This is a genomic window from Pseudomonas sp. PB101 (assembly GCF_009764265.1).
Taxonomy (GTDB): Bacteria; Pseudomonadota; Gammaproteobacteria; order Pseudomonadales; family Pseudomonadaceae; genus Aquipseudomonas.
This window is the reverse complement of record NZ_RWIR01000051.1, coordinates 73,486-89,950: the sequence shown is the minus strand read 5'-3', so window position 1 is coordinate 89,950 and position 16,465 is coordinate 73,486. Positions and strand designations below refer to the sequence as shown.

Below are 16,465 nucleotides of genomic sequence, written 5' to 3'. Positions count from 1 at the left end.
TCCTTTTCGGAAGCGGCGGTTTTTTTTTGCTCAGTCACCAGACCCGGATCACCATGGCGTTGGAGCCAGAGGACCGACACCTCCGGGTGTATTGGCGCCTTCTCCGTTACGTATGAATGGTAGATGCCAGAAGTCGTTCGGGACAACAGGATCACCAGGCTTGACGCCTTCCGGAAAGATGAACTCAAACACCGGCGCCACATACTGCCCAGCGACCAGCCCGTTGGCTACGGTCAGCCTGCTAGCGTTCTGGATGCAGCTGTCCACGCCCGCTTGCGAGAGCGTTTGCTGTGGAACGCACATTGAGCGTGCAACGACCCGCAGGGTACGCGTTGGCTGGCTCAAGAGCCCGGCGGGTGCCTTGGTCGCCCGAACTCTGGCGCGTTGTGGCTGAGGGCCCGTGTTCTGTGTGGTAATGCCACCCGTGGCGCCCAGGCAACTGGTCGCAAGGGCCAGCGCAGGATTGCACTCACCCGTCATCTCATAGGGTGTAACCCAGCGGTTGGTTTGTGCGCCAGTCGTTGGGTTGACATCGATCAGATAAATGTCGACCGGGGTCTTGATGTCGGTGGTTGAAGCTTCAAGGAAAATCCGGTCCTGGGTTTCCTGGGCGCCACCGCCGATTGCTGTTACCGCTGGGTCGGCAGTACCGACACCAAATTCCCCGATAGATAGATAGCTCGGTTGGGAACCGGGCTGAGTGTAGATCCCCACGTTGGCCTCAATCGTGTGCGCAGAGATGAAGTCCGGGGCCCCCGTTGTCGCGGACTTGAACAAGGTGCCGGCCCAACTGATGAAGTCGCCGACTTCGAAGGGGGCCTGTTGAGACGGGTCGGGGTCCGTCGCCGTACGCGAAGCATCGCTGAGTCTCTTCATGACGTATTGGCTGCAATAGGTCTGTCCCGTCACCGGAGGAGAAAGGTCTCCGCTGGCCGGAGGCGTTACGCCCGCCTGGGCGAAGTTGCGGCAGTTGTTGGTCGTGGTCGGAGTTACCGCTTTTGGCCGGTTTTTTTGTGGGCAGAGTGCATCGTCCCCGGAAATCGTGCGCGGCACGCACATCGGGTACCCGGTTGCGGCGTGGATAGTCGGGTTTGCATCATCGACGGAGAAACGTGGGTCGGGGCTTTGAGCGCGGCCAAAACGTCCATTCGGGTCGTTGATCTGTAGGATCGTGGGCAGCAGAGGATTACCGCTGTCAACTTCGATGTTGCCGTTGGTGTAGTCGATGCGGGTAATGATCCCACTACCAGCATTCGCGGCTTGCTGGGAGACAAAAATCAGCCCGGCTATTTGTTTGTTGGACACAGAGTTACCTACCACGTGGATCTCGAACGACGGATAGGAAGTCGGTCCCTTGTTGAGCGCCAGCGTACCGCCCCTGACGAACTCGGCCCAGGTCAGGGTATTGGCTGGCATTTGCAGGACCGTATTGCAAGGGACGGTAATCGTTACGCCGTTCAGTTGGACGGTACCTCCATATCGGCCAGGGTCAGTGGTGCCAGGGCAATTCACATTGGTGGGATCGAGCGTCATGTTCTGGATAAAGCCTGTAACGTCGAACCCATGAATCGCAGTCGGGTCTGTAAAAACCGGATCGGGCAGTGTGGGTGTCGTGAACGGCGAGGTCGCCCCTGCTGGGGGCTTGGCAGTCCCGCCGCCGCCGCCACCACCACCGCCAGCTCCGTTTTTGGCAAATGCATCTGCGCCACCACCAATGGCCAGTGCGACGGCAACGGCAGTGGCGAGCAGGGCATGACGACCGAAGATGCTGTTGGATCGTTTGTGGAGCAGCGGTATGGCGGGCGTTTTTTCGTACAAGGATAGGTTCATGGATCTCTCCAGAATATTGCAGGACCAGTGGCCGGCCAGTCGACTCGCAGCTCTGCTGATGCGCTGAATCCTGCGCAAGAAAAGCGCAAAGCCGTGGGTGTCGAATTGGGGCTCGATCCACCGGACAAGTGCCTGCGTATGGCCCGACACTTTCCCTCTGGATGCTTTCAACCTGCGTTGCGTCGGCCGGTTACGGGCGCAATCGCGAGAGACATTCCTTGAGCCTGAGGTGTACAAAGCAGTTGTCGTGCCTGCTATGAAGCAATTTGATACAAGTAGCCGCCAATGCACTTGGAATGCGGACTGCGCGGCCAAGGATGGAACTGCGCTCAACACTGCGGGATTAATATCCACCAACATAGGGGGGGATACATGCCCAAGTTAGGGAGTGTGCGAAGTGAAGTTTAGATACTTGCGCGGTGCGTTCTGTCCTAAGTGCTGAATGAGAAATGTTGTCTATATCTACTCTGGGCGAAAAGGAATCGCAAGAAAATTTATCGAAGTATGGGTCGTGTGGTTTTGTGTTGATATTAAATAAAACCCATAGCTCGCGCTGTGCAACTTGCGCACGCGCGGAATAGTTGTGTTTTGTGATGGTTGGCTCCTATTGATTGTCTGGGCTTGCAGGCGATTATTGTAAGTGCCGTTAGCCCCGGCGAAGTATGAGTAAGCAATTGCTCTGCCAAATTCTCAAGCATTAATCTGAACATATATTTAGCTTTGAAAACATTGGCTTAAGATTCTTGTGTGAGCCGTTTTATGCAAGGCTCTGGGGGCGTTACCCAGTATTGGGGGAAAGTTAACCAAATGTGAGGTCAGTCTTTAGTCTTAGTTTTTTTGTGTTGTCAGGTGTTTTTGCAAACACAGTTTTTATTGTGCAGGCCTGGATAAAAAATTATTGTTTTTTTCTGTTGAAATGTTTTGTTACAGCTAGAGTGTAGTTAAGTGCACCCGTCGGTGCGACAGAGCAATGTCTTAATCAAGCCTGAGCCAAGAGAGTACTTTTTCAGCCAAGCTTCGCCTTGCCCGAGCGATTTCGAGTAGGGGTAACTATTCGTGCAAGCAGCAAAGTTTCGGCGATGAGTTCATCTTCCAACAGGATAATTACGGATTCTGGCGACTCCCTACTGAATCGAGAGTGTCATGATGGTCAAGTACTTGAGCCTCTTTCGAATTACCCGTTTTGCCTGTGCGATGGCGGGCGCTCTATTGGCCATCGGTCTACCGGTCGTGAGTGCCAGGGCTGCTGACCCGGTCGCGGTCGATCCGCCCGTACCGGACGTGCCCACTCTGCAATCGCTGCGTGGGCTGCTGCCGCCCGACCCTTCTGGAACCGAAGGCGGGCGCAAAGTCGACCTGATGACCGACTACGTGCTCAATCGCCCGGCGGCAGTGCTGCTGGGCAAGGCACTGTTCTGGGACATGGAGATCGGCAGTGACGGCTCTACCGCTTGTGCGTCCTGCCACTTCCACGCGGGTGTCGATCACCGCACCACCAACCAGATCAACCCGGGCCAGGCGAACACCAACGCGAACGTCTCCTCAATCTTCAACAAACCGTTCACCGCCTCCGACATTCCGGGCGATGTACCGACCTACACCACCAAATCCGGTGGCAAGGGTGGTCCGAACTATCTGCTGAAGAAAAGCGACTTCCCGACCCATGTGCTGGCCAATCCGCTGGATCGCAATTCGGCGATTCTCTTCTCGACTGACGATGTGATCGGTTCGCAAGGCGTGTTCGACGCCAACTTCGTCAAGCCCCATCAGGCGCGTTTCGACAAGTGCGTCCAGCAACCGGACGGCATCTTCCAGGTGGGCGGCATCAACGTTCGCCGCAGCACCGGGCGCAACGCACCCACGGTGATCAACGCCGCGTTCAACGTGCGCAACTTCTGGGATGGCCGGGCCAATAACGTCTTCAACGGTTTCTCACCGTTCGGCAATCGCGACCCTGACGCCGGGATTTTCGTGACCGGCGATCGCGGTGGCGTGGCGACCAAGGTCAGGCTGGCGCTCAAGGATGCCTCCGCCGCCTCGCAAGCGGTAGGGCCTCCCGGCAGCCCGGTGGAAATGTCCTGCGGCGGGCGTACCTTCGCTGATATCGGCCGACGCATGCTCGACACCTTGATGCTCAAGCAGCAACGGATCTCGTCCAGCGATTCGGTACTCGGGCCGGTTTCCGGTGCCCGTCGGCCGACTTACCGTGAACTGATCAAAAACGCGTTCCAGCCGCGCCTGTGGAATGCCACGCAGCAGGTCTCGCTGGGCGGCGCGCCATACACCCAGATGGAGGCGAACTTCCCGCTGTTCTTCGGGTTGGCGATTCAGTTGTATGAGTCCACGCTGATCTCGGACCAGGCGCCGCTGGATGCCTACTTACAGGGTGATCACACCGCAATGAATGAGCAGCAGGTCCAGGGCATGAACCTGTTCCTGGGCAAAGGCAAATGCGTCAGTTGCCACGGTGGCGCGGAGTTGACCAACGCCGGAAGCCGCTTGCTCTTCCACCCGCGTGAGCGTATCGAGCGGATGGTCATGGCCGACAACCTGACCACGCTCTATGACAACGGCTTCTACAACACAGGGGTGCGTCCGACCTCGGAAGACCTGGCACTCGGCGGGACGGATGCCTGGGGCAATCCGCTGTCTTTCACTCGCGAGTACAACACCTTGCTCCAGGGCGGCCAGATCCCTGACCCGCTGGAAGTTGATGTGTGCACCTTCGAAGCGCCCTTGAGTCCGGCCATACCTTGTGATGCGACGCTCAAGCCCAAAGTCGGTTTCCGCGACTCGGTCGATGGCGCCTTCAAGACGCCGACCTTGCGCAACATCGCGTTGACCGGGCCGTACTTCCACAACGGTAGTCGCGCAACGCTGCAGCAGGTGATGGAGTTCTACAACCGCGGCGGCGACCGGCGTGGCGAAGATGCCAGCAATACCAGTGGCTTCGAGCACCCTGCGGTCAATCAGCACAACGGCTCCAATCTTGATCCGGACATGACCCGGCTGAACCTGACCCCGGATGAGGTGGATGCGCTGGTCAAGTTCATGGAGGTCGGGCTCACCGATCCGCGAGTGGCGTGGGAGCGGGCGCCGTTTGATCATCCTTCGCTGGTACTGCCACAGGGCGAAAAGGGTGATGAAAACTCGGTCGGGCAAAAACCGGCCAGTCCGAAGATCACTACCCGGCAGGCACAGGACGCCGACATCCAGCTCAGACCGGTCGGTGCGGAAGGTCGCACACGTCTGGAGGGTCCGCTGCAACCGTTCAACAACGATCTGTAAGAGGTTTTCCCCTTGCGCCACTGGCGACTGATGGCCGCCAGTGGCGCCCTTTTTCAAATACCTCAGTATTTCACTCAGCAAATCGAGGTTTCTGCCGTTACAGTAGTGGGCACATTGCCATCTATTGGTCTGACGGGTCGGAGCTTTACCCTTGTTGCGTTCTTCCGCTGTGCGTTTCAGTCATTTCCTGCCGTCTTTACTGCTGTTGCTGGCGGGGCTTGCGGCTGCATACATCAAGGATCTGAACGTCTTTTTCACCTCGCTGTTCAACGTGCTGCCGACCCTGGTGTTGCTGCTCGGTGGCGCCTATTGCGCGGTGTACCGACGCCAGCGCGAACTGTTTCTGATGGTCACGGTGTACATCGGCTACTTCCTGCTCGACACCCAGACCGACTATTACCGCGACAACGGCAAGGTGCGTGACGATGCCGCCGTGGTCTTTCACCTGTGTTGCCTGCTGCTGCCCTTGTTGTTTGGTGTGTTCGCGGCCTGGCAGGAGCGCACCCATCTGTTCCAGGACATGGTGGCGCGTTTCGCCGTATTGCTGGCAGTCGGCAGCGTGGCGCTGGGGCTTGAGCAAAGTTATCCACATGCGCTGCTGATCTGGTTGTCGGAGATCCGCTGGCCCGCCTTGCATGGCGCCTGGATGAGCCTGATCCAGTTGTCCTATCCGGTGTTCATCGCCGCGTTCTTGCTGCTGGCCTGGCAGTACTGGCGCAACCCGCGACCGCTGCATGCCGCGCAACTGGTGGGGCTGCTCGGGTTGTTCTGGATGTTGCCGAAAACCTTCATCCTGCCGTTCACGCTGAACATCATGTGCAGCCAGGTGATGCTGATGATCGCCGCCGCCGTTGCCCACGAAGCCTATCAAATGGCCTTCCGTGACGAACTGACCGGGCTGCCGGGGCGTCGTGCGCTGAATGAACGCATGCAACGGTTGGGGCGCAACTATGTGTTGGCCATGAGCGACGTCGACCACTTCAAGAAATTCAACGACACCCACGGCCACGACGTCGGCGACCAGGTGCTGCGGCTGGTGGCCAGCAAACTGTCGAAAATCGGCGGTGGCGGTAAGGCGTATCGCTATGGCGGCGAGGAATTCGCCCTGGTGTTTGCAGGCAAGACCCTCGAGGAATGCATGCCGCACCTGGAGGTCATCCGCGAGTCCATCGCCACGTACAACATTCAGCTGCGCAATCAGGAAAACCGCCCGCAGGACGACAGCCAGGGGCGCCAGCGGCGTGCCGGCTCCGGTGCGTCGAGCGTGTCGGTGACGGTCAGTATCGGCGTGGCCGAACGGATCGACCAACGCACCCCGGAAGAGGTGCTCAAGTCCGCTGACCAGGCGCTCTACAGCGCCAAGGGCGCGGGGCGCAACTGCGTGATGGCGTTCGGGCAGAACCGCCGTGGCGCGGTGCGCATGGACGCCGCTACGGTTGAGTGATGATGGCGCATTCAGCGAGCGCAAAGTGATTGTGAGGCGTGGTCGGCAGCAGTAGGTTGGAGAAATCTGCCGACGGAGAATGACCATGCCCGAGTACAAAGCTCCCTTGCGCGACATGCGCTTTCTGATCGACCACGTCTTCGACTTTCACAGCAACTACGCCGCGCTGGGGGCCACCGATGCCAGCCCGGACATGGTCAACGCGATCCTCGAGGAAGGGGCGAAGTTCTGCGAAAACGTGCTGTCGCCGCTCAACCGCAGTGGCGATGAAGAAGGCTGCCATTTCGACAATGGCGTGGTTACCACGCCGGTGGGCTTCAAGCAGGCCTTCGCCCAGTATGTCGAGGGCGGCTGGCATGGCCTGGCGGCGGATCCGGCTTACGGCGGTCAAGGCTTGCCGATCTCTCTTGGTCTGGTCATCAGCGAGATGGTCGGTTCCAGCAACACCTCATGGGGCATGTACCCCGGCCTGACCCACGGTGCGATGTCGGCGATCCACGCCCATGGCACCGAGGAGCAAAAGCAGACCTATTTGAAGAAGCTCACCGCTGGCCAATGGACCGGCACCATGTGCCTGACCGAAGCCCATTGCGGCACCGACCTGGGCATCATCAAGACCCGCGCCATGCCTGCGGCCGATGGCAGCTACGCGATTTCCGGCAGCAAGATCTTCATCTCTGCCGGCGAGCACGACATGAGCGCCAACATCATTCACCTGGTGCTGGCCAAATTGCCGGACGCACCAACCGGGACCAAGGGCATTTCGCTGTTCATCGTGCCCAAGTACCTGCCCGATGCGGCGGGCGAGGCGGGCGAGCGCAATGGCGTGTCCTGCGGCTCGATCGAACACAAGATGGGTATCAAGGCTTCGGCCACCTGCGTGCTGAACTTCGACGAGGCCAAGGGCTTTTTGATCGGTGAGCCGAACAAGGGCCTGAACTGCATGTTCACCATGATGAACCACGCGCGGCTGGGCACCGGCATGCAAGGTTTGTGTCTGGGCGAGGCGAGCTTCCAGGGCGCGATCAAATACGCCAACGACCGTTTGCAGATGCGTTCGCTGACCGGCCCGAAAGCGCCGGAAAAAGCCGCCGACCCGATCATCGTGCACCCTGATGTGCGACGGATGTTGCTGACCATGAAAGCCTTCAACGAAGGCAACCGCGCGCTGACCTACTTCACCGCGCAGTTACTCGACGTTGCACACTCGAGCCCGGATGAAACGGCGCGTCAGGATGCCGAAGACTTGCTGGCGTTTCTCACACCGATTTGCAAAGCCTTCATGACCGACACCGGGCTGGAGGTGACCAACCACGGCATGCAGGTGTTTGGCGGCCACGGGTTCATTCGCGAATGGGGGATGGAGCAGCTGGTACGTGACTGCCGGATCGCGCCGATCTATGAGGGCACCAACGGCATTCAGGCGCTGGACTTGCTGGGGCGCAAGGTACTCGGCAGCCAGGGCAAGCTGCTGCGCGGGTTTACCAAAATCGTCCACAAGTTCTGCGCGGCGAACGCCGAACATCCGCAACTGGCCGGGTATGTGGCGCAGCTCAATCAACTGAATCAACAGTGGGGTGAGTTGACCACCAAGATTGGTATGGCGGCGATGAAAAACCCGGACGAGGTGGGTGCCGCCTCGGTGGATTACCTGATGTACAGCGGTTACATCGTTCTCGGGTACCTGTGGTTGCGCATGGCGCTGGTGGCACAGGCGCAGCTCGATGCGGGCAGCGGCGATGGCGATTTCTGCAGGGCCAAACTGGCGACCAGCGAGTTTTACTTCAAGCGTCTGTTGCCTCGCACTGCCGCTCATCGGGCAGCCATCGAAGCGGGCAGCGATTGCCTGATGCAGTTGCCGGCGCAGATGTTTGCGCTCTGACATCGCCCTCTGTAGGAGCGAACTCTGCTCGCGATGGTCGTCAACGAAAACGCGTAAATCCAGATGCCCGTGGCGTCTTTGGGTTTTTCGCGAGCAAGCTCGCTCCTACACATTCAAATGACTAAAAATAACAAAACGGTCATGAGCTGACCCTATGTGTCGCAAAAGTTGTTGAGGTACACTCCGACCCAACGAAAACACTCTTCCTGTGAATCACCTGTATAGATCTTGCGAGGTTTGCCATGGCTGACTACAAAGCGCCCCTGCGCGATATGCGCTTCGTCCTCAATGAAGTTTTCGAGGTCGCCAAACTCTGGGCCGAACTGCCTGCACTGGCTGAAACCGTCGACGCAGAAACGGTCGAAGCCATCCTGGAAGAAGCCGGTAAAGTCACCAGCAAAAGCATCGCACCGCTGAGCCGTGCCGCCGACGAAGAAGGTTGCCATTGGGCGGACGGTGCCGTCACCACGCCGGCAGGTTTCCCACAGGCCTATCAGACCTACGCTGAAGGCGGCTGGGTCGGTGTCGGTGGCGATCCGGCCTACGGCGGCATGGGCATGCCCAAAGCCGTTTCGGCCCAGGTCGAAGAAATGGTCAACTCTGCCAGCCTGTCGTTCGGTCTGTATCCGATGCTGACCGCCGGCGCCTGCCTGTCGATCAATGCCCACGCCAGCGAAGAGCTGAAAGCCGCGTACCTGCCGAACATGTATGCCGGCATCTGGGCCGGTTCCATGTGCCTGACCGAGCCACACGCCGGTACGGACCTGGGCATCATCCGCACCAAGGCCGAACCTCAGGCCGACGGTTCCTACAAGGTCAGCGGCACCAAGATCTTCATCACCGGTGGCGAACACGACCTCACCGAAAACATCATCCACCTGGTGCTGGCCAAGCTGCCGGATGCACCGGCGGGTCCGAAAGGCATTTCGCTGTTCCTGGTGCCGAAGTTCATGGTCAATGCCGATGGCAGCCTGGGCGCGCGCAACCCGGCCAACTGCGGTTCGATCGAACACAAGATGGGCATCCAGGCGTCCGCGACCTGCGTGATGAACTTCGACGAAGCCGTGGGTTACCTGGTCGGCGAGCCGAACAAAGGCCTGGCGGCGATGTTCACCATGATGAACTACGAGCGACTGGGCGTCGGTATCCAGGGCCTGGCCACGGGCGAGCGCTCGTACCAGAACGCCGTGGAATACGCCCGTGACCGTCTGCAAAGCCGTTCGCCCACCGGCGCGCAGAACAAGGACAAAGTGGCTGACCCGATCATCGTCCACCCGGACGTGCGTCGCATGCTGCTGACCATGAAAGCCTCGAACGAAGGTGGCCGTGCGTTCTCCACCTACGTGGCGATGCAACTGGACACCGCCAAGTTCAGCGAAGACGCCGTCACCCGCAAGCGTGCGGAAGACCTGGTGGCATTGCTGACCCCGGTGGCCAAGGCGTTCCTGACCGACCTCGGCCTGGAAACCACTGTGCACGGCCAACAGATCTTCGGCGGCCACGGTTACATCCGTGAATGGGGCCAGGAGCAACTGGTGCGTGACGTGCGCATCACCCAGATCTACGAAGGCACCAACGGCATTCAGGCGCTGGACCTGGTCGGGCGCAAGATCGTCGGCAGCGGCGGGGCGTTCTACAACCTGTTCGCCGACGAGATTCGCCACTTCACGGCAACCGCCAGCGCGGACCTCGGCGAATTCACCAAACCGCTGAACGACGCAGTGACCACTCTCGATGAGCTGACCGCGTGGTTGCTGGATCGGGTCAAGACCAATCCGAACGAAATCGGCGCGGCGTCGGTCGAGTATCTGCAGGTCTTCGGCTATGTGGCTTACGCCTACATGTGGGCCCTGATGGCCAAGGCGGCTTTCGGCAAGGAAGCGCAAGACGATTTCTACGCGAGCAAACTGGGCACGGCGCGCTTCTATTTCGCCCGTCTGCTGCCGCGGATTCACTCGTTGAGCGCATCGGTGAAGGCCGGTAGCGAGTCGTTGTTCCTGCTGGATGCAGGCCAATTTTGATGAAGTAATGCTTTGTAAGCATTCTCTTACATAACGTGCTGCTGTTCTCCCATAGAAGCAAATTGGATCCACAGCTAATCTACTTCACATGGACGTAGCGCAGGAAGCGCAAAGCAACAACAGGGACACGTAGGATTCTGCCAGGATGGCGGAGTGAAATGGATGTCAGGGAAACAGTCTGCAAAGCCCCGCTTCGGCGGGGTTTTCTTTTGCCCGAAGAAAAGTTTCTAGCTCAACCCGTCCAGAGCCTGCGCGCTGCTCAAGCGTTCCCCCGGGCCATTTATCACCTCTTCCAGCAATGTCCGCAGCAAGGCCAGCGAGGCCTGCTGGCGTTGCACATCCCGACAGACCAAACCGACTTTCAGCGGCACTCGTGGTTCGCTCAGGGGTTTCCACAACAGTTCGTGGTTGCCATGGGTCTTTTGCGAACGTCCGGGCAATACCGTCGCCAGGCGCGTGTGCGGCAGGCTGTCGAGGATGCCGGCCATGTTGTTCAGTTCGGCCTGCACCTGTGGGCGGCGCCCGAGGCTTGCCAGTTGGGCCTGCCAGATCTGCCGTATCTGAAATTCCTCACCCAGCAGCAACATCGGCAGCTCGGCGGCCTGACTCATGGAGACTTTCTTGAATTCACGCAGCGGGTGCTCCGCCGGGATGACCAGGGTCAGTTCATCTTCGTACAGCATCACGCCATGCAAGCCAGGTTGGCGGGGCGGCAGGTAGCTGATGCCGATGTCCAGAGAGCCGTTGAGCAGTCGTCGCTCGATTTCCAGGCCGGTCAGCTCATAGATCTGTACTACAAGGTGCGGCTGCGCCTTGCGCACCCGCTCGAGCATCTGCGGAACGAGGCTGGTATGCACGGTCTGCAAGACACCGATGGCCAGGGTCCGCAGCGCTTGCCCCTTGAAGTTGCCGAGCGCTTCCCGTGCCCGTTGCAGGCCATCGAGCAAAGGCAGCGCGTGGTTGTACAGCGTATGGGCCGCGAGGGTCGGCAGCAGGCGTTTGCTGCTGCGCTCGAACAGGCTCACGTCGAGATTCTGTTCGAGCTGGCGGATCTGCTGGGACAGCGCCGGCTGGGAGATCGACAGGCGCTCGGCGGCCCGGCCCACGTGGCCTTCTTCATAGACCGCGACGAAATAACGCAGTTGCTTGAAATCCATAAGTATTGCTTATCGAAAATGCTGGGAAATCGAAATGGCTGAATGCCCCGTCCGAGCTTAGTCTAACCGCATTCACAGGGCTTACAGGGCCACAGAGCGCGATGAATACCCTTTGCTTCGATGGTATTTACATAGGTAAGGCAAAAAACCTCAAAAGAGGTTTTTCCAGATGAATCTGTTCAGTCTGCGTCGCAGTCCTCCCAGTCTTGATGATCTGGTGCTGGAGGCTTTCCTCCCATCCCCGTCCAGCGAGTACTTGATGCCCAGTGTCGAGCGGCCGAAACAGGTGTTTGTGCGTGGCCAGGGTTCGTGGTTATGGGACAGCGATGACCGCGCCTACCTGGATTTTTCCCAGGGTGGCGGGGCCAACAGCCTCGGTCACAGCCCTTCGGTTTTGGTCAATGCAATCACGGCCCAGGCTCAATCGCTGATCAATCCGGGTTTCGGCCTGCAAAACCGCGGCATGCTCGGCCTCGCCGAACAACTGTGCATCAGCACCGGCAGTGATCAGGCCAGCCTGCTCAATACCGGCAGCGAAGCCTGTGAGGCAGCGATCAAACTGGCGCGCAAATGGGGTCAGCAGCATCGCGGTGGTGCTTCGCGAATCATTGTGGCCAACAAGGGTTGCCATGGCCGTAGCCTGGCGACGATTTCGGCGTCGGACAGTTCGACGTTGACCAACCGGTTCGAGCCGCAACTGCCCGGCTTCAGCCATGTCCCGTTCAACGACCTGCCGGCATTGCATGCGGCCGTGGATGAACAGACCGTCGCGATCATGCTCGAACCGATCCAGAGCGAAGCGGGCGTGATCCCGGCCACTGCGCACTACCTCAAGGGCGTTGAACGCCTGTGCCGTGAACTCGGCATTCTGCTGATCTTCGACGAAGTGCAAACCGGCATCGGCCGTTGCGGCAGCTTGCTCGCAGAACAGTCTTTCGGCGTAACGGCGGATATCGTCGTGCTCGGCAAAGGTTTGGGCGGCGGCGTGCCCTTGGCCGCACTGCTGGCGCGGGGCAAGGCTTGCTGTTTCGACATTGGCGAGGTCACAGGTACGCATCACGGCAATGCGCTGATGACCGCAGCTGGGCTTGCGGTGCTCGGCGCGGTGCAGGACAAGGCGTTGCTCAAGCACGTCGCCGAAACCGGTCAGCACCTGCGCGAAGGCCTGGGGCGCCTGGCCCATCGTTACGGTCACGGCGAGTTGCGCGGTCAAGGGCTGCTCTGGGGGCTGACGCTGTCGGACGATTGCGCTGACGCGGTAGTCAAGGCGGCGTTGTACGAAGGCTTGCTGCTCAATGCCCCGCAACCCGACTGCCTGCGCTTTACCCCGGCGTTGAATGTCAGCAACGCCAACATCGATGAAATGCTCCTGCGCCTGGCACGCGCCTTCTCCCGAGTACGCACCGCGCAATTGCAGTGCCGCAAAGGGATTGCCGTCTGATCCGACGCGCCTCACACAGTTTCCAGAACCGTCTCGCGGTCATACGCACGCCTCACGTCCGATTCTTTTGGCGTGGGGCGTTTTTTTTGGCTCGGGAGAAGAGGGACTGAACCCTGACAAACGGTGCGGGTCGATTAGCTGTAGGGCTTGAACGAGCCCACCCCAATCAGGAGCTGCCCCCATGGACTTTATTCGCATCATCATCGCCATCCTGCTGCCGCCACTGGGCGTGTTCCTGCAAGTCGGATTCGGCGGAGCGTTCTGGCTGAATATTCTGCTGACGTTGTGCGGTTACATTCCGGGGATCGTGCATGCGGTGTACATCATCGCCAAGCGCTGAGTTTTTGTGGCGCTAGATAAATTGCTTTCGCGGGCAAGCCCGCTCCCACAGGTTTTGTGGCGTGCACAACCCTGTGGGAGCGGGCTTGCCCGCGATGGGGGCGCCATCATTTCGGCAATGAGCGCTGTCTTCAGTCCACTGAATCCATCACCCGCCGATAAAACAACCACTCCTGCTCCAGTGCATGGGCCTGATTGCCGGCCTTGCGAAAGCCATGGCGTTCGTCCGCGTAGTAGTGCGCTTCGACGAGTATGTCGTTGTCCTGCAGCGCCTTGACCATGTCGCGGGTCTGTTGCGGGACAACCACGGCATCCAGTTCTCCTTGAAAGAAGATCATCGGCACGCGGATGTTGCCGGCATGCAGCAGCGGCGTGCGGGCCGCATAGCGTTCGGCATCCAGCAGCGGATCGCCGATCAGCCAGTCCAGATAGTCGCTTTCGAATTTGTGGGTCGCGCGCCCCAGCGCCACCGGGTCGCTGACCCCATACAGGCTGGCGCCGGCGCGGAATACGTTGTGGAAGGCCAGGGCGCAAAGAGTGGTATAGCCACCGGCGCTGCCGCCGCGGATGAACGCTTTACTGCCATCGATCAAGCCACGCCCGGCGAGATGGCTGACCACCGCGCAAGCGTCTTCGACATCCACATCACCCCAGCTCAAATGCAGCGCCTGACGATAGGCCCGGCCATAACCGCTGCTGCCGCGATAGTTGAGGTCAGCCACGGCAAAGCCCCGCTGTGCCCAGTACTGGATGCGCGGATCGAGCATCGGGTAGCACGCCGACGTCGGTCCGCCATGGATGAACACCACCAGTGGCGGTTTCGCCGCGCCGGTCATCGCCGGGTAGAAGAAACCATGTGCTTCGCCTGAGCCACTGGGGTAGCGCAAGGTTTGCGGGCGGCTGATCTGTTCGGCAGCAAGCGGTGCAATGCCGCCGGCCAGCACTTGCACGTGCCGGCTCTGGCGCTCGATGGCGATGACGGCGGTTGAGCTGACAGGCGACGCCGCGATGCAATAGATGAACCGCTCATCCACCGCGAGGTGGCGGAAGCGGCTGTAGTCGCCGGTGAAGTCAGCGCTGGAGTCGCCGCCTATGCCCAATCGGCCGAACCCGCCTTCGGTCCAGCTGGCCAGGTAGCTGTCATCGCCCAGCGGTAACCAGGTGCTGCCGCCGAGTTGCCAGGGCGCGGGGCCATGGTCGGCGGCGGCACTTGGCAATGGACTCAGGCCATCTGCGGATTCCTTCCATGGCTGCCAGTAACCGGCGCGGTCCGTCAGGCAATACAGGCGACCGCCGGCATCAAACCGTGGTTGTTGCACAGACTCTTGAACGCTGTCGCCCGCCACGCAGCGAGCCTCGGCCAACCCGCCATTGGCCAGGCGTTCGGCAACCATCAAGCGGGTCGCCGTCCACGGTTGATCCGGACGACTCCATTCGATCCAGGCCAGGCGCCGGGCGTCAGGGCTCAGCGTCGGCGCGGCATAGAAATCAGCCCCTTCGGCCAGCAGGTGACGTGCGCCATCGATCAGGTCGATGGCCACCAGCCGGTGTTGATTGTGATGTTCCTCGACCGCCAGTACCTGCCCGTTGGCGAACTGCAAATCGCCATAACGGCACGCACCGGATGTCAGCTTTTCCGGCGCTTCGCCTTGCAGTGATTGCCGATACAACTGCTGATCGGCCTCGCTGACGAAAACGATACCGTCGTCCGTCAGGCAAAACGCTCCGCCGCCATATTCGTACACCCGACTGCGCACGCTGAAGCCCGGTGGCGTCAGGCATTTCGCTGCGCCGTCATGCCAGCGCCAGATCCGGCACGCGGCGTCTTCGGGTCGGTACTCGTTCCAGAACAGGCCATGGCGACCGACCTGCAGTTCGGCAAAGTCGATCCCGGCGGCCACGGCTTTGGCCGCGCTGAAAGGTTCAGCTTTTGGCGATGAGGCGTGAGTTTCGTTCATTGCGAAAGGCCAATTGGTCGATGGTCTGGGTCGCGTGTTCGGCTTCTTCGCGAGCCTTGAGGATCACGTCGTGTTGTGGCGATTTGCTGCACACCGGGTCGGTGTTGCTGGCGTCACCCGTGAGCATGAACGCCTGGCAGCGGCAGCCGCCGAAGTCTTTTTCTTTCTCGTCACAGGAGCGGCACGGCTCGGGCATCCAGTCATAACCGCGAAAGCGGTTGAAGCCAAACGAGTCGTACCAGATGTGCTGCATGCTGTGGTCACGCACGTTGGGAAACTGCACCGGCATCTGTCGGGCACCGTGACAGGGCAGGGCGGTTCCGTCTGGCGTGACCGTCAGAAAAATACTGCCCCAGCCATTCATGCAGGCTTTCGGACGTTCTTCGTAATAATCCGGGGTGACGAAAATCAGCTTGCACGGATGCCCTTCGGCTTCCAGTTTGGCGCGGTATTCGTTGGTGATGCGTTCGGCGCGCACCAGTTGCTCTTTGGTCGGCAAAAGCCCGACGCGATTGAGTTGCGCCCAGCCGTAGAACTGGCACGTGGCGAGTTCGACGAAGTCCGCCTCCAGGGCGATACACAGCTCGATGATGCGGTCGATCTGGTCGATGTTGTGCCGGTGGGTGACGAAATTCAGCACCATCGGATAACCGTGGGCCTTTACTGCCCTGGCCATTTCGAGTTTCTGCGCAAAGGCCTTTTTCGAACCGGCCAGCAGGTTGTTCACCTGCTCGTCGCTGGCCTGGAAACTGATCTGGATGTGGTCGAGACCGGCCTTCTTGAAGTCGCCGATTTTCTGCTCGGTCAGGCCGATGCCGGAGGTGATCAGGTTGGTGTAGAAACCCAGCTTGCGGGCCTCGGCAATCAACTCGGCGAGGTCCTGGCGCACCAGCGGTTCGCCACCGGAAAAGCCCAGTTGCGCGGCGCCCATTTCCCGCGCCTCGCGGAACACCTTGAGCCATTGTTCGGTGCTCAGCTCTTTGCCTTGTTCGGCGAAATCCAGCGGATTGGAGCAGTACGGGCATTGCAGCGGGCAGCGATAGGTCAGCTCGGCGAGCAGCCACAGCGGCAGGCCGATCTCGGGTTTGGGCGGTACTTGCACCGA

General features: G+C 60.0%; 10 protein-coding genes. 6 read left to right on the top strand and 4 right to left on the bottom strand.

All coding sequences use genetic code 11. The features are described 5' to 3' along the window. Positions 1 to 48 precede the first annotated feature (48 nt). On the bottom strand, positions 49 to 1,830 hold the full coding sequence (locus tag EI969_RS14660) for a hypothetical protein (protein WP_160388430.1): 1,782 nt from the start codon (positions 1,828 to 1,830) through the stop codon (positions 49 to 51). Positions 1,831 to 2,976: 1,146 nt separating this feature from the next. Between EI969_RS14660 and EI969_RS14655 the strand changes: the two genes are divergently transcribed. The 4 genes from EI969_RS14655 (at position 2,977) to EI969_RS14640 (ending at position 10,465) form a co-directional block, all read left to right on the top strand. After that, positions 2,977 to 5,118 carry a cytochrome-c peroxidase gene (locus EI969_RS14655; RefSeq protein ID WP_178120684.1) on the top strand — a complete coding sequence of 714 codons (2,142 nt, stop codon included), beginning with the start codon at positions 2,977 to 2,979 and terminating at the stop codon, positions 5,116 to 5,118. Positions 5,119 to 5,269: 151 nt separating this feature from the next. Beyond that, positions 5,270 to 6,562 (top strand): GGDEF domain-containing protein, encoded by a 1,293-nt coding sequence (locus tag EI969_RS14650; protein ID WP_160388429.1) that lies wholly within the window; start codon positions 5,270 to 5,272, stop codon positions 6,560 to 6,562. An 85-nt stretch (positions 6,563 to 6,647) separates the two neighbouring features. After that, positions 6,648 to 8,444, top strand: coding sequence for an acyl-CoA dehydrogenase C-terminal domain-containing protein (locus EI969_RS14645; RefSeq protein WP_160388428.1), 1,797 nt, complete (start codon positions 6,648 to 6,650; stop codon positions 8,442 to 8,444). 242 nt (positions 8,445 to 8,686) lie between these two features. Further along, complete coding sequence (locus tag EI969_RS14640; protein ID WP_160388427.1) at positions 8,687 to 10,465, top strand: acyl-CoA dehydrogenase C-terminal domain-containing protein; 1,779 nt, start codon at positions 8,687 to 8,689, stop codon at positions 10,463 to 10,465. A 227-nt stretch (positions 10,466 to 10,692) separates the two neighbouring features. On the opposite strand, the gene EI969_RS14635 is transcribed toward EI969_RS14640, so the two are convergent. Then, positions 10,693 to 11,622: a LysR family transcriptional regulator gene (locus EI969_RS14635; RefSeq protein WP_160388426.1), complete on the bottom strand. Its 930-nt coding sequence runs from the start codon at positions 11,620 to 11,622 to the stop codon at positions 10,693 to 10,695. 169 nt (positions 11,623 to 11,791) lie between these two features. Here EI969_RS14635 and EI969_RS14630 point away from each other — a divergent pair, with 169 nt between their 5' ends. Further along, a complete protein-coding gene (locus EI969_RS14630) occupies positions 11,792 to 13,063 on the top strand; it encodes an aspartate aminotransferase family protein (protein ID WP_160388425.1) in 1,272 nt (423 codons plus the stop codon). A gap of 181 nt (positions 13,064 to 13,244) precedes the next feature. Further along, a complete protein-coding gene (locus EI969_RS14625; protein WP_003228885.1) occupies positions 13,245 to 13,403 on the top strand; it encodes a YqaE/Pmp3 family membrane protein in 159 nt (52 codons plus the stop codon). Positions 13,404 to 13,533: 130 nt separating this feature from the next. Here EI969_RS14625 and EI969_RS14620 read toward each other — a convergent pair whose 3' ends face one another. Together EI969_RS14620 and pqqE are read right to left on the bottom strand one after the other, a co-directional pair. Continuing rightward, the gene (locus EI969_RS14620) at positions 13,534 to 15,360 is read right to left on the bottom strand and encodes a S9 family peptidase (RefSeq protein WP_160388424.1); all 1,827 of its coding nucleotides are present in this window, start codon (positions 15,358 to 15,360) and stop codon (positions 13,534 to 13,536) included. Further along, positions 15,326 to 16,462 (bottom strand): pyrroloquinoline quinone biosynthesis protein PqqE, encoded by a 1,137-nt coding sequence (gene pqqE / locus EI969_RS14615; protein WP_371925963.1) that lies wholly within the window; start codon positions 16,460 to 16,462, stop codon positions 15,326 to 15,328. The genes EI969_RS14620 and pqqE overlap by 35 nt, the downstream gene beginning before the upstream one ends. Between the last annotated feature and the right edge of the window lie 3 nt (positions 16,463 to 16,465).